Origin of the sequence: Ligilactobacillus aviarius (genome assembly GCF_001654615.1) — a bacterium.
Lineage (GTDB): Bacteria > Bacillota > Bacilli > Lactobacillales > Lactobacillaceae > Ligilactobacillus > Ligilactobacillus aviarius_B.
This window is the reverse complement of record NZ_LWUD01000016.1, coordinates 46866-65476: the sequence shown is the minus strand read 5'-3', so window position 1 is coordinate 65476 and position 18611 is coordinate 46866. Positions and strand designations below refer to the sequence as shown.

Annotated in this window: 14 protein-coding genes; all 14 read right to left on the bottom strand. The window is 45.4% G+C overall.

Going from position 1 to position 18611, the window contains the following annotated elements; all coding sequences use genetic code 11:
* Positions 1–8: 8 nt before the first annotated feature.
* Positions 9–3185, bottom strand: a complete 3177-nt coding sequence (gene carB, locus A3O17_RS03310) for a carbamoyl-phosphate synthase large subunit (RefSeq protein ID WP_064212925.1) — start codon at positions 3183–3185, stop codon at positions 9–11.
* The gene (locus A3O17_RS03305; protein WP_064212924.1) at positions 3178–4263 is read right to left on the bottom strand and encodes a carbamoyl phosphate synthase small subunit; all 1086 of its coding nucleotides are present in this window, start codon (positions 4261–4263) and stop codon (positions 3178–3180) included. The genes carB and A3O17_RS03305 overlap by 8 nt, the downstream gene beginning before the upstream one ends.
* 1 nt (position 4264) lies before the next feature.
* Entirely contained in the window at positions 4265–5545 is a 1281-nt protein-coding gene (locus tag A3O17_RS03300) for a dihydroorotase (protein ID WP_064212923.1), read from the bottom strand.
* Positions 5545–6495, bottom strand: coding sequence for an aspartate carbamoyltransferase catalytic subunit (locus A3O17_RS03295; RefSeq protein WP_064212922.1), 951 nt, complete (start codon positions 6493–6495; stop codon positions 5545–5547). The genes A3O17_RS03300 and A3O17_RS03295 overlap by 1 nt, the downstream gene beginning before the upstream one ends.
* Before the next feature lie 181 nt (positions 6496–6676).
* On the bottom strand, positions 6677–7204 hold the full coding sequence (gene pyrR, locus A3O17_RS03290) for a bifunctional pyr operon transcriptional regulator/uracil phosphoribosyltransferase PyrR (protein WP_064212921.1): 528 nt from the start codon (positions 7202–7204) through the stop codon (positions 6677–6679).
* Positions 7205–7342: 138 nt separating this feature from the next.
* Positions 7343–8248: an RluA family pseudouridine synthase gene (locus A3O17_RS03285; RefSeq protein WP_064212920.1), complete on the bottom strand. Its 906-nt coding sequence runs from the start codon at positions 8246–8248 to the stop codon at positions 7343–7345.
* A complete protein-coding gene (lspA, locus tag A3O17_RS03280; protein WP_064212919.1) occupies positions 8241–8693 on the bottom strand; it encodes a signal peptidase II in 453 nt (150 codons plus the stop codon). Before lspA ends, A3O17_RS03285 begins: the two co-directional genes overlap by 8 nt.
* A gap of 70 nt (positions 8694–8763) precedes the next feature.
* Complete coding sequence (locus A3O17_RS03275; protein WP_064212918.1) at positions 8764–10422, bottom strand: formate--tetrahydrofolate ligase; 1659 nt, start codon at positions 10420–10422, stop codon at positions 8764–8766.
* A gap of 59 nt (positions 10423–10481) precedes the next feature.
* A complete protein-coding gene (gene purD, locus A3O17_RS03270) occupies positions 10482–11732 on the bottom strand; it encodes a phosphoribosylamine--glycine ligase (protein ID WP_064212917.1) in 1251 nt (416 codons plus the stop codon).
* 18 nt (positions 11733–11750) lie between these two features.
* Positions 11751–13289 (bottom strand): bifunctional phosphoribosylaminoimidazolecarboxamide formyltransferase/IMP cyclohydrolase, encoded by a 1539-nt coding sequence (gene purH / locus A3O17_RS03265; RefSeq protein WP_064212916.1) that lies wholly within the window; start codon positions 13287–13289, stop codon positions 11751–11753.
* Positions 13286–13885, bottom strand: coding sequence for a phosphoribosylglycinamide formyltransferase (gene purN / locus A3O17_RS03260; protein WP_064212915.1), 600 nt, complete (start codon positions 13883–13885; stop codon positions 13286–13288). The genes purH and purN overlap by 4 nt, the downstream gene beginning before the upstream one ends.
* Positions 13882–14946, bottom strand: a complete 1065-nt coding sequence (purM, locus tag A3O17_RS03255) for a phosphoribosylformylglycinamidine cyclo-ligase (RefSeq protein WP_064212914.1) — start codon at positions 14944–14946, stop codon at positions 13882–13884. Before purM ends, purN begins: the two co-directional genes overlap by 4 nt.
* On the bottom strand, positions 14936–16393 hold the full coding sequence (purF, locus tag A3O17_RS03250; protein ID WP_064212913.1) for an amidophosphoribosyltransferase: 1458 nt from the start codon (positions 16391–16393) through the stop codon (positions 14936–14938). Before purF ends, purM begins: the two co-directional genes overlap by 11 nt.
* Positions 16369–18594, bottom strand: a complete 2226-nt coding sequence (purL, locus tag A3O17_RS03245) for a phosphoribosylformylglycinamidine synthase subunit PurL (RefSeq protein WP_064212998.1) — start codon at positions 18592–18594, stop codon at positions 16369–16371. The genes purF and purL overlap by 25 nt, the downstream gene beginning before the upstream one ends.
* Between the last annotated feature and the right edge of the window lie 17 nt (positions 18595–18611).

The window sequence follows — 18611 nt, the reverse complement described above, 5'->3', positions numbered from 1 at the left end:
TTTCCCCCTTACAGTGCATTTGTCATAAATGTCCGGTTCTCCATGGCTTTCAACAAAGCATCCGCTGTCCGTAACGCAGTCAGCAACGGAATGTTGTGTTGAATTGCGGCCTGCCGGATGATAAAGCCGTCCGAATTGTGGGCTTGATCATGGCCCATCGTATTGATTACCAAATCAAGTTTCCGGTCCTTAATTTCATTTAATAAGTTAGGTTGCAAATCGTGGATCTTCCCAACGACTTTAGCGTGTAAGCCATTGTCCTGTAAGAACTTCGCCGTTCCTTTAGTCGCCGCAATCCGGTAACCCATCTTTTCAAAGCGCCGGGCAATTTGAAGCGCTTCTTGTTTATTGCGGTCATCGATTGTCAACAAGACCGTTCCGGTTTCTGGTAACTGCATTCCAGCCCCTTCAAAGGCCTTGTACAATGCCTTTTCAAATTCACGGTCGGTTCCCATGACTTCCCCGGTCGACTTCATTTCCGGTCCTAAGTAGCTGTCAACATCCGCTAATTTGTTAAATGAGAAGACTGGTGCTTTAACCGAAACATTTTGGCTTTCAGGGGCCAATCCAGGCTTGTATCCTTGTTGAACAAGGGATTCACCCATGATCGCCCGGGTTGCAACTTGTGCCATTGGAATTCCGGTGATCTTACTTAAGAACGGCACTGTCCGACTTGCCCGCGGGTTAACTTCGAGAACGTAAACTTCGCCTTGGTGAACGATAAATTGAATGTTCATGATTCCGACGCATTTCAGTTCGACCGCCAGTTTAGCCGTAATTTCAACAATTTGTTCCTTGATCTTTTGACTAAATGATTGTGGCGGGTAAACGGCCATTGAATCCCCAGAGTGAATTCCGGCCTGTTCGATGTGTTCCATGATTCCTGGAATCAAAACATTTTCACCGTCACAAATGGCGTCAACTTCACATTCTTTGCCTTCAAGATAGGCATCGACCAAAATTGGGTGATCCCCGTTTGCAGGTGCGTGCTGACTCAAGTATTCATCAAGTTCATCATCTGAGTAAATGATTTCCATTGCCCGGCCACCGAGAACGTAACTTGGCCGCACAAGAACGGGATAACCTAACCGGTGGGCAATTCCCTTAACCTGTTCCGGAGTGGTTGCCGTATCGCCTTGCGGTTGCTTCAATCCAAGCTTCTTGATTGCTTGATCGAATAATTCACGGTCTTCGGCCCGGTCAAGATCCTTCACGGTCGTTCCTAATACCCGAACCCCGTGCGCATCTAATCCGGCAGCCAGGTTGATCGCCGTTTGACCACCAAATTGGAGAATAACGCCTTCTGGCTGTTCAAGGTCGATCACGTTCAGAACATCTTCAAGGGTCAATGGTTCAAAGTACAGCTTATCGGATACCGAAAAGTCCGTTGAAACTGTTTCAGGATTTGAATTCATAACGATTGCTTCATAACCAAGTTTTTGCAATGCCTTAACACAGTGAACCGTTGCGTAGTCAAATTCGACCCCCTGACCGATTCGGATCGGACCGGAACCAATAACCAGCACTGATTTTTGATCTGACTTGCGGCTTTCGTTTTCTTCATCATATGTACTGTAAAAATATGGCGTTTCGGAAGCAAATTCTGCAGCACAGGTATCGACCATCTTATAGACCGGAATCACGTGATTATTCACCCGGAATTGCCGTACATCATCCGGCGTTGTCTTCCATAACTTTGCAATCGTTAAATCGCTAAAGCCGTAACGTTTAGCCTTTTTCAACGTTGCAAGATCATTGACATTTTCCGCAAGTTCCTTTTCAATTTCCACAATGTGCATCAAAACATCAAGGAAGTAACGGTCAATTTTAGTTAATTCATGCACTTCTTCTAAGGTATAACCGCGCCGGAAAGCTTCTGCCAGATAAAAGATCCGGTCATCCTGAGCGTTGACTAGCCGATTTTCAACTTCTTCATCCGATGCTTGACGGCATGTTTCAGAAATCAAATCGTCTTCATCGATTTCCAATGAACGAACCGCCTTTTGAAGTGATTCTTCAAGATTGCGTCCCAAAGCCATGACTTCTCCAGTAGCTTTCATTTGACTGCCTAACCGGCGATCCGCATCCCGGAACTTATCAAATGGCCAGCGCGGAATCTTCGTAACCACGTAGTCCAATGCCGGTTCGAATTCCGCAAAAGTCGTTTCGGTAACGGGGTTCTTGATTTCATCAAGGGTCAAACCGACCGCAATCTTAGCTGCCAACTTGGCAATCGGATAGCCAGTAGCCTTTGAGGCCAACGCTGATGACCGTGAAACCCGCGGGTTAACTTCAATAATGTAATATTGATAACTCTTCGGATCCAACGCAAGCTGAACGTTGCAGCCGCCTTCGATCTTCAAGGCGCGAATCAATTTCAATGAGCAATCCCGCAACATTTGATAGTCACGGTCCGATAACGTTTGGGTTGGCGCAACCACGATCGAATCCCCGGTGTGCGTTCCAACGGGATCAACGTTTTCCATTGAGCAAACGACCATTGCGTTATCCGCAGCATCGCGCATTACTTCAAATTCAATTTCCTTAAACCCGGCAATTGACTTTTCAATCAAGCACTGGGTTGCGGGTGAAAGATCAAGCCCGTTTGCAGCGATCCGTTCAAGTTCTTCGCGGTTCTTGCACATTCCACCGCCAGTTCCGCCCATGGTGAAGGCTGGCCGCACGATTACCGGATAGCCGATTTCTTCAGCATAATCCGTTGCTTCCTTGACCGTATTGACACTGCGTGAAGGCGGAACGGGTTCATTCAGTTGTTTCATCAACGCCTTGAATTTTTCCCGGTCTTCGGCTTCATCAATGGCTTGAAGGTTCGTTCCAAGCAATTCAATGTTGAATTCATCTAAAATGCCGGTTTTATCCAATTCAATGGCCAAGTTCAATCCGATTTGACCGCCAAGGGTCGGTAAAATCGCATCCGGATATTCTTGCCGAATGATCCGTTCAACCGATTCAACCGTCAATGGTTCAAGGTAAACATGATCAGCAATTTCGTTATCGGTCATGATCGTTGCCGGGTTAGAGTTGACTAACACAACTTCATATCCTTCTTCTTTCAACGCCAAACATGCTTGGGTTCCGGAATAGTCAAATTCAGCCGCCTGGCCAATGATGATTGGCCCAGATCCAAGTACCATAATCTTATGAATATCAGTTCTCTTAGTCATCTTGTTCGCCCTTTCTCTTGTCGATCATTTGCATAAAGTCATCGTACAAACTAACCGCATCATGCGGTCCCGGAGCTGCATCCGGGTGGAATTGAATTGAAAATGCCGGGTATTTGCGGTGCCGGACACCTTCGATCGTCCCGTCATTGATTTCAACGTGGGTCGGCATCAAGTCGGTTTCCTTTAATGATTCCGGATCAACGGCATACCCGTGGTTTTGATAAGTAAATGCAATTTCGCCAGTTGCAATTTCCCGTACCGGGTGATTGAATCCGCGGTGACCGAACTTCATCTTGAACGTGTCCGCTCCGTTTGCAAGGCACATTAACTGGTGCCCCAAGCAAACGCCCATGATCGGCACTTTTCCCATAATGCCTTGAATCATCTTAATGGCTTGCGGCAAGCTCTTCGGATCACCAGGGCCGTTTGACAGTAACACACCATCCGGATGAAGTTGTAAAATTTCTTCTGCCGTTACGGTATATGGCATCACGATTGTATTGCAGTTGCGCTTGGCTAATTCACGCAAGATACTATGCTTCGCACCAAAGTCAACGACAATCACATTCCGTTCCGTCCCTGGATTTGGATACGGTTGTTTGGTTGAAACCATGTCAACCAGCTGGTCGGTCAAAACCGTTGCCCGTAATTGTTCGATCGTGTGCTCCTTATCTTCGATCGAATTTACAAGGCATCCCTTCATCGTCCCGTGTTCGCGAATGATTTTTGTTAACCGCCGGGTATCGATTCCGCTGATTCCCGGAATGTGATTCTGTTTCAAAAAGTGATCAAGGGTGTCCTGCTTGCGCCAGTTGCTTGCATACCGGGCCAATTCGCGGCAAACGACCCCGCGGCATTTAGGTTGCAACGATTCATAATCATCAAGGTTGACCCCGTAATTTCCAATCAACGGGTTTGTAAATACTAAAATCTGGTCAGCATATGATTGGTCGGTGATTGCTTCTTGGTAACCCGTCATTCCGGTTGAAAAAACAACTTCACCGGTCGTAATATGACTTGAACCAAATGCTTCGCCTTCAAACACATTTCCGTCTTCCAAAACCAAGTATCGTTTCATCTTAAAGCTCCTTCTCTCGTTGATATTTAATTTCACCATCAACAATTGTCATTACCGTTTGACCATATAATTCATGCCCCGTAAACGGCGTATTTCTTCCTTTTGATAAATAGTCCGCTTCGCTGAATTTGAATGGATAAGCTAAATCAAACACCGCAATGTCAGCGGCATCGCCGATCCGCAGCATTCCAGCCCGCGTTAAGTTGAATAATTTTGCGGGTTGCACGGTCAGCCAATCAATCAACTGTTCAAGCGTACACTTGCCCGCCTTTACCAAGTGCGTGTACAGACTTGAAAAGGCCGTTTCACTGCCAGTGATCCCGAATGCTGCACCAACCATTCCGTGCAACTTCTCATCATCTGCATGCGGGGCGTGATCAGTCGCAATCATGTCGATCGTCCCGTCAAGCAGCCCTTCGATCAGGGCTTCCTGATCTTCAGCCGTCCGCAACGGCGGATTCATTTTGTAATATGCATCATCCGTCGTGATCATGCCGTCATTTAATAACAAATGATGCGGTGCTGCTTCACAGGTTACGTTAATTCCCATTGACTTAGCGATGCGAATCATTGCCACGCTTTCCTTCGTTGAAACGTGGCAGACATGATAATGCACATCCGTTTTAGCTGCTAAAACCAAATCCCGTGCTAATTGTGAAGATTCACATTCCCCTGGGATTCCGGTTAATCCTAATTTCTCCGCGTTTGCGCCTTCATTCATCACTCCGTTAAATTTCAGTGAATCATCTTCAACATGTTCCGCCAATGGCAAGTTGACTGCTTGAATCCCCTGCATTGCCTTGTACATTGTGCCGCCATGCTGAACGCCGTGCCCATCATTACTGAAGCCGCAAACTCCGAGTTGTTGCATTGCTTGATAGTCGATCAGTTGATCTGAAGTTAAATCCGCAGTAATTGGAGCGTACTGGTAAACATGCACAACCCCGGTTTGCCGGTTATGCTCCATCATTTGGCGAATCAATTCCGGGGTATTCGGAACCGGATCAACGTTGGCCATCGCACATGTCGTGGTAAAGCCGCCATGTGCTGCCGCCATTGTTCCTGTATGAACATCTTCTTTGTACGTCAATCCAGGATCGCGGTAATGAACATGAACGTCAACCAATCCCGGAACAACGATCTTGCCGGTAACATCGATTTCCTGATCAGCTTTCAAAGCCAACTTCCCGATCGCCTTGATTTTTTGATCTTCAATCAAAACATCTGCGTTAATAAAACTATTATTTTGATAAACTTGACCGTTTTTTAACAATAATCGCATTATTTAAGTCCTCCAAGATGGTTCCCGCGCAAAACGGCTTCGATCATTGCCATCCGCATGAAGACCCCATTTTGCATTTGCCGGAAGAACCGTGATTTTTCAGCTTCAACCAAGTTTGATGAAAATTCAACGTCGCGGTTGATTGGGCCTGGGTGCATGATGATGGCTTCCTTCTTCATTTGTTGATAACGCTTGTTGGTTAATCCGTATTTTTCATGGTAGCTGGCTGCAGAGAATTGATCTTCGTTTTCATCACCGGCGTGCCGTTCGTGTTGAACCCGCAAAAGCATTGCAACGTTGATTTGATCGATCACATCATCAAGGTCAACGTGTTTGCCGTATTTATCAAATTGGGAATCATACCAGTAATCCGGACCAGCAAAGTACAATTCAGCGCCTAAATGGTGAAGGGCTTGCATGTTACTGCGAGCGACCCGAGAACTTGTAATATCCCCGACAATCGCAATCTTTAACCCGTCAAAATGACCGAATTCTTCATAAATCGTCATTAAATCAAGCATGCTTTGGGATGGATGCTGGCCGCTGCCGTCGCCCCCGTTCATAATCGCCATGTGAAGGTGCTGATCATCATTTAAATTGATCAGCGGTTCATAGTAGTTATTCGTTGAGTGCCGGATCACACTTAATTGAACCCCTAAAGCCTCCAGCGTTAGTAACGTGTCATATAATGTTTCCCCTTTATTGACCGACGAGTGGCTCGGGTCAAACGGAATAACTTGAATTCCTAATTTCCGTTCCGCCATATCAAAACTGGTGTGCGTCCGGGTTGAATTTTCAAAAAAAAGGTTGGCCGCATATACCGGTTCTGTTAATTCAACTTTCCGGGTTTGATTCTTAAATCCTTCGGCATTGTGGATCAATGTTAAAATTTGATCATTTGTTAAATTCTCAACTGAAACAAAGTGGTTAAGTGCAATTTCATTTTCCATGATGATTTCTCTCCTTTATTTTGCTTATCAAAAAAACGCCTACCTGAATTTGACTTCAGATAGGCGTTACCCTTTTATGGTTCTGATTTTGGAATACAGTTATCAATTACAATTATATTTCAGAACAGAATACCAACCGTTTTGCCCTCTCTGGAGTCAATTAAATGGTTAATATAAATGTTTAGTTTTTAATTAAATCAATTCCATCTTTACCGTCAATTTCTTTTACGTAAACGGCAACCTGTTCGTCCATGGCGGTTGGAATGTTCTTTCCAATAAAGTCTGGCCGAATTGGAAGTTCACGGTGCCCCCGGTCAACCAATACGGCAAGGTTGATTCGATCTGGCCGGCCTTGGTCCATCAAGGCATCCAGTGCGGCCCGAATCGTCCGGCCGGTAAAAAGCACATCATCAACTAAGATCACGTGTTTGCCGGTAATGTCAAACTGCAATTGAGAATCCTTTACGACCGGATCATCAGTATGCTTCCGGTCATCCCGGTACATTGAAATGTCAAGTTCGCCAACGGGAACACTTGTACCTTCAAGTTGTTCCAAGCGCTTAGCGATCCGTTGAGCAAGGTATGCTCCGCGGGTCTTAATTCCAACGATCACCAGGTTGTCAATTCCTTTGTTGCGTTCGATGATTTCGTAAGTCATCCGGGTAAGGGCCCGTTTGACCGCCATTTCATCATAAATTTCCTTTGCCATATTGATTCCTCCTCAAAAACAAAAGGGCTCAGCCTCTACAAAACTAATTTCGTATCGACTAAGCCAGCTTGCTAACGAACGTTTGCGAACCTTTTTAGCCTCACGGGACTAGTTTCAAGGTCTTTTATCAGTTTAAATTTAACCTTTGTGCTGTTGCTTGTCAAGCTTATCCAGCATTTTTTGAAAATTTTCTGGAAGCGGGGCTTCGAAGACCATTTCCTTGCCCGTCCGCGGGTGCTTAAACCCTAATAATGCAGCATGTAAAAACTGCCCATTCTTCCCGATCACCTTGCGCGGACCGTATAACGGATCGCCGACAAGCGGATGCCCAATGTACTTCATATGAACCCGAATTTGATGCGTTCGGCCAGTTTCAAGAATACATTTTACAAGCGTAAAGTTGTCATACCGTTTGATTACCTTAAAGTGGGTCACGGCGTGGCGGCCGCCCTTGACGACCGCTTGCTTTTTGCGATCTTGCGGATTCCGGCCGAGCGGCGCATCGATTGTCCCCTCATCTTCTTTGATCTGACCGTACACCAATGCGAGATATTCCCGCTTATTGGTCTTGTTGCGTAACTGCTCAGCTAAACTTTGATGCGCTAAATCATTTTTCGCAACCATCAATAAGCCAGACGTATCCTTATCGATCCGGTGAACGATTCCGGGTCGAAAAGTCCCGTTGATCGTTGATAACGGCGAATGGTACAACAATGCATTGACCAACGTATGATCCGGGTGTCCAGGAGCGGGATGAACCACCATTCCTTGCGGCTTATTGACGACAATCACGTCATCGTCCTCATAAACAATATCAAGTAGAATATTTTCAGGCGTTAGTTCCAACGACTGCGGTTCAGGTTTGACCAGGGAAATTTTATCGCCAGCGTGCACCTTATATTTTGGTTTCACCGCCTGCCCGTTGACCGTGACATGCCCGTCATTGATCAGATTCTTCAACTGTGAGCGGGTAATTTCCGGTTCGAGGGTCGTTAACACCTTGTCGATTCTTCCCGTTTGATCAGTAATCACGAAATCACTCATTGTCATCACCTGTAAATAATGCAATTATCAGTAAAATCACCCCGACCGTTAGTGCACAATCGGCAACGTTAAAAATCGGGAAATTCATAAAATCAAGGGTAAACATGTCAACCACGTATCCTAACCGCAACCGGTCAAGAAAGTTTCCCAATGTTCCGCCGATCATCAGGGTCAATGCCCAGGCAAACAACCGGTCATTGCAATTTTTCTTTAATAAGACAAGCATGACCGCTAACGCTGCAACCGTAATCACAAACAGTAATAACTGCTGTCCTTGAAGAATACTCCACGCTGCGCCGTCATTGCGCACATTGCTCAGTGAAAGCACGTGCGGAATAAAACTGACCGTTGTATCCAGTTTGATGTGGGTCACAACCAGATATTTTACTAACTGGTCAAGTCCGAAAATTATCAGACTGACCGCCAGATAACCAATTAAAGGCATCTTCCTACCTCCGTTTTTAAACTTCGATATTAAGTTTACCTTTTTTTGGATGATTTGTATAATTCAGCAATTAATACAAGCCGCTGATCTTGCCGTTTTCATCAACGTGCATTCCGTTGGCAGCCGGAACCTTCGGCAATCCTGGCATGGTCAAAACATTACCGGTCAACGCAACGATAAATTGAGCTCCTAATTTTGGTACAAATTCCCGAATGTGAACGGTAAAGTCGGTTGGAGCCCCGAGTAATTTCGCATTATCTGAGAATGAGTATTGGGTCTTGGCCATGCAGACCGGCATTTTATCCCAGCCAAGTTTAGCAAATTGCTTGATTTGCCGCTTAGCCTTTGGACTGTATTCAACCTTTGATCCGCCATAAAACTTCGTAACCAAGGTTTCGATCTTTTGTTCAATTGAGTCTTCTGGTTGATACAATGGTTTGAAATCAGATTCTTGGTCGCAGGCATCAACAACTGCATGGGCTAAATCAATTACTCCTTTAGAGCCTTTTGCCCAACCATCTGAAATGTAAGCATCGGCATCATCAGCCTTGCAAAGTTCAATTACTTGATTTAATTCTGCATCGGTATCTGTTGCAAATTTATTAACCGCAACCACAACCGGAACACCATAGCGTTTCATGTTGCGGATGTGCCGTTGCAAGTTAACATATCCTTTTTGAACAGCTTCAACGTTTTCTTCACTTAAATTGTCCTTGGCAACGCCGCCGTTCATCTTCAATGCGCGAACAGTGGCAACGATCACGATTGCATCAGGCGTTTTGCCTAACCGTGGACACACAATGTCTAAGAATTTTTCAGCCCCTAAATCAGCCCCGAAACCAGCTTCCGTCAACGTATAGTCGGCTAATTCCATGCTTGTCCGGGTTGCAATAATGCTGTTGCATCCGTGAGCAATGTTAGCAAATGGACCGCCGTGAACTAAAGCGGGGGTGTGTTCAAGGGTTTGAACCAAGTTTGGTTTAATGGCATCCTTCAAAAGCAACGTAATTGCATCGGTTACGCCTAATTGGTCAACCGTTACTGGTTCACGATCAAAGTTATAGCCGATCACGATTTGACCGATCCGCTTTTTCAAATCATTCAGGTCCGTTGCCAAGCATAAAACGGCCATTAATTCAGAAGCAACCGTAATGTCAAAGCCGTCTTCACGCGGAACCCCTTGTGTTGGACCACCTAAGCCGATCACCGTATGCCGCAATGCGCGGTCATTGATGTCCAAAACGCGTTTCCAGATTACCCGTCGCTGATCGATTCCAAGTTCGTTGCCCTGGTAAATATGGTTATCGATCAAAGCAGCTAAGGTATTGTTAGCGGCGGTTAAGGCGTGCATATCACCGGTAAAGTGCAAGTTGATGTCTTCCATGGGGACAACTTGTGAATATCCACCACCGGTTGCACCGCCTTTAACCCCCATGACCGGTCCTAAAGAAGGTTCACGCAAAGCAACCATTGTCTTTTTACCGATTGCACTCATTGCATCGGCTAACCCGATCGTTACGGTTGATTTTCCTTCACCCGCAGGCGTTGGGTTGATCGCCGTTACCAGGATCATCTTCCCTTTGGTTTGCGTTTTCTTCTTCAATGGTAGTGAAATCTTGGACTTGTATTTTCCGTATAATTCAAGGTCGTCTTCAGTTAAACCAACTTTGTGAGCAACATCAACAATTGGTTCCATTTCTGTTTGTTGAGCAATTTCAATATCATTCATTGCGTAAACCTCCTATATAAATTAAGTAATTTTTATTATATCTTATTTAAGCTAAAAACTCATTTCTGAACTGCGCGATTTGCAATATCATGTCGGTAATATGTTTGATTGACTGGATAATTGCTTAGGATTTCGTAAGCATTCGCCTGGGCTTCCTTGATCGAATCGCCAATCCCGATTACGGATAAGATCCGGCCGCCGTTTCCGACTAATCGTTCTTGGTCATCAACGGCAACGTTGGCGTAATCGATCATCCCCCGGCTTTGAATTTCAAAATCCGGTAATAATTGACCCTTAACATAGTTTTGCGGGTATCCCTTGGCTGCAAGAACAACGTTGACGTAGGCTTGCGGATCGACTTCAATCGGATCAAGGACTTCCTGATCAACGCATTCAGTCAGCAATTTTCCAAAATCATTTTTGATTCGCGGCAAAACGACCTGGGTTTCAGGATCACCCAGCCGGACATTATATTCGATCACTTGCGGACCATTGGCCGTCATCATGATTCCAATATAAATAATTCCGGTATAATTGAAGCCCATGGTGTGAATTCCGTTGATCGTTGGTTCAACGATTTCTTTGACTGTCCGGTCAAACGCCGCCTGATCAAATTGCGGAACGGGACTGTAAGCCCCCATGCCGCCCGTGTTCGGTCCACGGTCATGGTCAAAGATTTTTTTGTGATCCTGTGCCATCGGTAAAATTTGAAATGACTTTTGATTCAGCAGAACAAAAATCGAATATTCCGGACCATCAAGATATTCTTCAAAAATCACTGGGGTTTGCGGCGAAACTTTCAGGGTTGCAAGAACCTTCAGGGCTTCCTTTTGATTTTCAACGATAAAGACGCCCTTCCCGCCGGCAAGACCATCTTCCTTAATGACCGTTGGGTATGAAGTTTGGGCAAGCACCGCATCAACCTCTTCCATTGAAGTGCATGTTTGATGCTGGGCCGTTGGAATATGGAATTTTTGCATAAAGTTCAACGCAAAATCCTTTGAACTTTCCAATTGGGCCGCTTGTTTATCCGGCCCGATGATTTTCAAACCATTGCTAGTAAAGTAGTCCACGATTCCATCTGCTAATGCATCTTCCGGGCCAACCATTGTCCATGTAATGGCGTGTTGGTTGGCAAACGCCGCTAACGCCTCAAAGTTATTTTCTTGAATTCCGACTGGATGAACGCCGATTCGTTCCATTCCAGGATTGCCGGGAGCACAGTAAACTTCGTCAATCAAGACACTCGCCTTTAATTTTCGGCAAATCGCAAATTCGCGGCCGCCGCTTCCAATTACTAATACCTTCATCTTATTCACCGTTTCTTTTTAGTGCCGGAAGTGCCGGTGACCGGTCATCACCATTACAATTCCATACTTATCAGCCATCTTGATCGAATCTTCATCCCGAATCGAGCCACCCGGTTGAACGATCAGCTTAATTCCGTGTTGGGCAGCATATTCAACGGAGTCATCCATTGGGAAGAATGCATCACTAGCAAGCACAGATTGATCATTCAACTTGCCCTTTGCGTGGTCAATTGCAATTTTGACCGCATCGATTCGGTTCGGTTGACCAGCGCCAACGCCAATTGTTTGATTGGGGTTAGCAACTAAGATTGCATTTGACTTAACAAACTTAACCGCCTTCCATGCAAATGCCATTGTCTTCAATTCATCAGCGGTTGGTTTCTTTTGGGTAACGATCTTCCATTGAGTTGGGTCTTCCTTTAAATCATCTTGTTCTTGCATCAGCATTCCGCCCATTACCGAAACAGTTTCAAGCCGTGGTTGTTCGCTGCGGTGATCGAAGTCTAACGTCAACAACCGGACATTTTTCTTCTTTGCCAATACATCATAAGCGTCATCGTCAAATGCCGGTGCAATAATGATTTCCAAGAATAATTGGTGCAATTTTTGCGCAGTTGCCAAATCAACTTTCCGGTTCAACGCAACGATGCCGCCGAAGATCGAAACCGGATCAGCTTCATAAGCGCGGTCCCATGCTTCTTCAATGGTCTTTCCACGTCCAATTCCGCATGGATTCATGTGTTTCAAGCCGACCGCTGTTGGTTCATCAAATTCGCGAATGATCCGCAATGCCGCATCCGCATCCTTAATGTTGTTATATGAAAGTTGCTTACCGTGAAGCTGTTTTGCTTGGCTGATTGAAAAGCTCTTCGGAATAACGTCTTCATAGAACCATGCTTTTTGATGACTGTTTTCACCGTATCGCATCGTTTGCTTCAATTGATATGGCAACGTTAATGTTTGCGGTGCCGGATCATCAGTCTGGTAATCGAAGTATTGGGCGATCAAAGCATCATATGCGGCTGTTTCGCGAAAGACTTTTGCTGCCAGTTCTTTCCGGGTTGCCAAACTTGTTTCCCCATTTGCTTGAATTTCATCGATCACCTTTTGATAATCGTTGATGTCCGTTACAACAGTTACATCCTTGAAATTCTTGGCCGCTGCCCGCAACATACTTGGACCACCAATATCGATCTGTTCAATTGCCCCTTCAAAATCATCTTGATCCTTTAAAATGGTTTCTTTAAATGGATACAAGTTAACACATACCAAATCAATCGGATCAATTCCGTGGTCAGCTAAGGTTTGCATATGATCGGCATGATCACGTTTAGCAAGCAAACCAGCATGGACATTCGGATGAAGGGTTTTAACCCGGCCATCTAAAATTTCTGGGAAATGAGTTACTTCTTGAATGTCAGTCGTTTGAACGCCGACTTGTTTTAAGAAATTCCGGGTGCCGCCCGTTGAAATAATTTCATAGCCGTTTTCAATTAATGCTTGGGCAAAAGGAACAAGATTCGTTTTATCTGAAACACTGATTAATGCTTTTTTCATTCTTTTTCTCCTTTACTGATTTGACAAATGACTTCATTTAATACTTGAGGGTAAAGCCGGTGTTCGGTTTGATGAATTCGCGTTTCAAGTTCATCTAACGTATCATCCGGCTTGATTGGAACGTGTTCCTGGCGAATTACCGGACCAGTATCCAACCCTTCATCAATGTAATGCAGCGTCACCCCGGTTTGCGTCCGGCCATTTTGAAGGTGATCATCAAACGCGCGTTCAATCGCATGCAACCCTTGAAATTCAGGTAAGTATGCCGGATGCAGGTTAATGATTCGTTTGGAATAATGACTCAAAATCGTTGGTCCGATCACCCGCATATAACCGGCAAGGGCAATCAAATCAACTTGATATTCCTGAAGTTTGGTTAAAATTGCCTGTTCATATTCGGCTTTCGAAGCAAACTGCTTCAACGGAAAAGTTTCATACGGAATTTTCAACCGCTTTGCCCGCTGGATCACCGGTGCATTCGGATGATCACAGAAAAGTAAAACTACCTTGCCATGTTGAATTTCACGCTGGTTGAATGCCTGGACTAACGTTTCAAAGTTCGTTCCGTTTCCGGAAGCAAAAATTGCAACTCTCATTCGATCTCACCCCCATCTACCAAAATTTTGATTGGGGCTTGATTGGCTTGCCGCTTTGATAATTTACCGATCGTCCACGCCGTTTCACCATGCGCCTGCAATTGATTCAAAACCGCATCTGCATTTTGCGGAGCAACGGCTAACACTAACCCAATTCCCATGTTGAACGTCAAGAAACAATCATGCCAATCTAAGTTTCCCTGTTTTTGTAAAAAGTTAAAAATCGCTGGCATCGGCCAGTTAACCGTGATTTCAGCCTTTAAAGCTGAAGGAAACATCCGCGGAACGTTTTCAAGCAATCCGCCGCCGGTAATATGCGCGATTCCGTGAATCTGCCCTGCTTTAACTAACGGCAAAACCGATTGCACGTAGATTTTTGTTGGTGTAAGCAATGCTTCGCCTAAGATCTGCCCGTCAAGTTCATCGAGCTGATCCGTTACCTTGAATCCCGCTTCATTGAATAAAATTTGACGAACAAGGGAAAAGCCGTTTGAATGCAGGCCAGACGAAGCAATGCCAATCAAGACATCGCCAGCTTGCGGATCATCAGTGGTCAATAGTCGATCACGTTCAACAATTCCGGTTCCAAAGCCAGCAATGTCGTACTCGTTGGCCGGATACATTCCAGGCATTTCGGCCGTTTCACCGCCAATAATTGCCATTCCAGCTTGACGACAACCGGCCGCAACGCCTTTAACGACTTCAGCAAGTTTATTCGGATCATTTTTCCCCGTTGCAATGTAATCAAGGAAAAACAATGGCTCCGCTCCCTGAGCTAAAATGTCATTGGCACACATTGCAACACAGTCAATTCCAATCGTTGAGTGGCGATTCATCATTTGGGCAATCATTAACTTGGTCCCCACGCCATCGGTTCCGGAAACAAGCACCGGCTGGCGATAATGGCCAAGCGCACTCAAATCAAACATTCCACCAAATTCGCCGATCTTTCCGTCAGCGCCAATCCGCTGCGTTGATTGGACATCTTTTTTGATTTGATCAACCAATTGATTTCCGGCTTCAATATCAACGCCGGCTTTTTGGTATCGATTAGTCTTCATCAAACATTCCCCTTTGCTGTTTTAATGACTTTAAATATCCTGCTTCATAGTCATATAACGGTGTTGGATACTTTCCGGTAAAGTAAGCAACGGTCAACCCTCCGTTGGGCGCACTGCCTGCATCCGGAACGGCAATTGAATCAATCAACCCTTGAACACTTAAAAAGCCAAGGCTATCGACATCGATCAACCGTTGCATTTCCGCAATACTATGGTTAGCAGCCATTAACTCTGCCCGGGTTGAAACGTCAATTCCGTAAAAACATGGGAACCGGAATGGCGGTGATGCGATCCGCAAATGAACTTCGCGAGCCCCCGCATTACGGAGGAGTTTGACCAGTTGGATGGAGGTCGTGCCGCGAACAATCGAATCATCAACAACAACGATCCGCTTATCCTTAACGACCCCGCTAACTGCTGACAACTTCATCCGGACGCTTTGTTCCCGCAGTTCTTGGGTTGGCTCAATAAACGTCCGCGCAACGTATTGATTTTTGATCAGTCCCATTTCATACGGAAGATGAGCGGCTTCAGCATACCCGGAAGCTGCTGATAATGATGAATTGGGAACGCCAATTACCATATCAGCATCCGCCGGTTGTTCTTCCGCAAGCCGCATTCCCATTCGCTTCCGCGCCCGGTGAACGTTTACCCCGTGAATATTAGAGTCTGGCCGGGCGAAATAAATATATTCCATTGAACAAATTGCCAGTTGGGTTTCGGTTGTGTAGTGATCAATGTGCATTCCGTCGCGATCAATAATGATCAATTCACCGGGCTGAACATCGCGGACAAACGTTGCCCCAACTGCATCTAACGCACACGTTTCGCTGGCGACAACATATGCCCCGTTTGATAATTGCCCCACACATAACGGCCGAATTCCATTTGGATCCAATGCGGCGATCAAGGCGTCTTGTTTTAAAATCAGGAATGCAAATCCACCGTGGATCTCATTCAAACTTTGTTTCAATGCATCCATAAACGGCATTGAATGCTTTTGCCGAATCAAGTGAATCAGGACTTCCGAGTCTGAATTTGATTGGAAGACCGCTCCTTTATTTTCCAGTTGAACCTTTAATGACTGGGCATTCGTTAAATTGCCGTTGTGGGCAAGGGCTAAATCACCATCGTTAAATTTAAATAGAAACGGTTGGACATTGGCAATTGAATTATTGCCACTTGTTCCGTAACGAACATGCCCGATGGCCGTTTGCCCTTCTAATCGATAAAGATCATTTTGATCCTTAAAAACTTCACTTAAAAGGCCGCGATCACGGTGCTGATAAAAACAATGATCATCATCGACCGTTACAATTCCCGCTCCCTCTTGACCGCGATGTTGTAAGGCATGGAGTCCAATATACGTTAACTGATTGGCATGCGGTGAATTAAAAACCCCGAAAATGCCGCATTCTTCATTTAATCCTTTGATTTCATTAAGCATGGAATTGCATCCTCCCATTGACGTTGAAGCTGCGTTCCGTTCAATTTGAATTCCGCATCGGTTGTTTTAACTTTTAATTCATGGGTTGCGGTTGTCTTTCCAATCAACGTTGCCGCGTTTCCAAGAACCTTTTCAAATGCAGCTTGGTCCGCCGGTTTAACCGTTAAGACGATTCGTCCCGGAGTCTCGCTAAACAACCGGTTGGCCTGATCGTTCATTTCAACGTCCATTCCAAGTGATGTGTCAAAAATCATTTCAGCAAGCGTTACCCCAAGGCCGCCTTCGCTGACATCATGTGCAGCCGTTACTAGCTGATCCTGCATGGCCGTAAGTGCCTTTTGCAAAGCAGATGCGGCTTGATGATAATCAAATTCATTGACCTTGCCATCAATCTTACCGGTCAGCATTTTTTGAAGTTCTGAACCGCTGAAATCATCTGCCGTGGAGCCAACGACATAAACCAGATTTTCATCCTGAGTAATGTGATTTGAAACTGCATGGTCAACGTTTGAAATCAGTCCGACCATTCCAACCATTGGCGTCGGATAAATCGCCTGACCATTATTTTCGTTATAAAGAGAAACATTTCCTGAAATGACTGGGGTATTAAGTTCCCGGCAAAGTTCTGCCATTCCGGCGATTGATTGGTGAAGCTCCCAGTATACTTCAGGATCATTTGGGTCACCAAAGTTTAGACAGTCAGTAATCGCAAGCGGCTGAGCCCCCTTCGCGATCACATTGGCTGCGGCTTCAAGGACCGCAATTTGACCGCCGACCCGCGGATTCAAATATCCAAACCGACCGTTTCCGTCCGTGGTCATCGCCAATCCTTTTTGCGTTCCACGAACCCGGATCACGCCGGCATCGTTGGTTGCATTCGGACCAGCAACGGTTGAAGCCCGGACTTGAGAGTCATATGTTTGGGTTAAAACTTTCTTCGAGGCAACAGTTGGTTGGTGTAATAAATCAACTAACGTTTGCGCAGGATCATCAAGTTGAGGAAGAGAATTTGCTTTAAGATGGGTTAACCGTTCCGGTTGGCGTTCAGGACACTTTTCTTGCAATACGTCATCGGTTAATGATGATACCGGAATATCGGTTACGACTTGATCGTGATGTGTTAATACATATTGATGGTCAGAAGTTACTTCCCCAATAACGACAACATCAAGGTTATACTTTTCAAAGAGTTGCCGCACATCTTCTTGATTTCCTTTTTTCACACATAATAACATCCGTTCTTGCGATTCACTCAGCATGATTTCATATGCTGACATGCCGCTTTCCCGTTGCGGAACCAGGTCAAGGTTCATTTTGACCCCGCTATTTGCTTTGGATGCCATTTCACAGCTTGATGAAACTAAGCCCGCAGCACCCATATCTTGAATTCCGACTAACCAGTCAGCATGTTTTTGAATCAGTTCAAGGCAGGCTTCCATTAACAGCTTTTCCATAAACGGATCACCAACTTGAACCGCTGACCGTTGGGTTTCATGTTCACTGTCAAAGTCCGTTGATGCGAAGGTCGCTCCATGAATGCCATCCCGACCGGTTTTAGCACCGACATACATGATCAGATTGCCTTCGCCTGAAGCGCGGCCTTTCTGAATATCCTTTTTATTCATCAACCCCACGCTCATGGCATTCACCAACGGGTTGCCTTCATAACATTCGTCAAACGTCGTTTCGCCCGCAACGGTTGGAATTCCCATACAGTTACCGTAACCCCCGATTCCGGCAACGACTTCGTTGATCAAATAGCGGGTATGGGCGTTATTGATTTCACCAAAATGCAATGAATCAAGCGAAGCAATCGGCCGGGCTCCCATACTAAAGATGTCCCGCAAAATTCCGCCAACCCCGGTCGCTGCCCCTTCGTAAGGTTCAACGGCTGATGGGTGGTTATGACTTTCAGCCTTGAAAACAACGGCTTGATCATCACCGATATCAACGATTCCGGCTCCTTCTCCTGGGCCTTGTAAAACCCGTTCGTTTTTATTAGGGAAAAGTTTCAACAGTGGCTTGGATTTCTTATAAGAACAGTGTTCACTCCACATTACCGCAAATAATCCCGTTTCGGTATAATTCGGCAACCGGTGAATCAGGTGATCGCAAATGTAATCATATTCTTTTTCAGTTAATCCCCATTCAAGGTATGGCTTTTGGTCTTTGATTTCTTGGGGCGTCATTTCTTGATCGATCATAAATTAACCTCCAA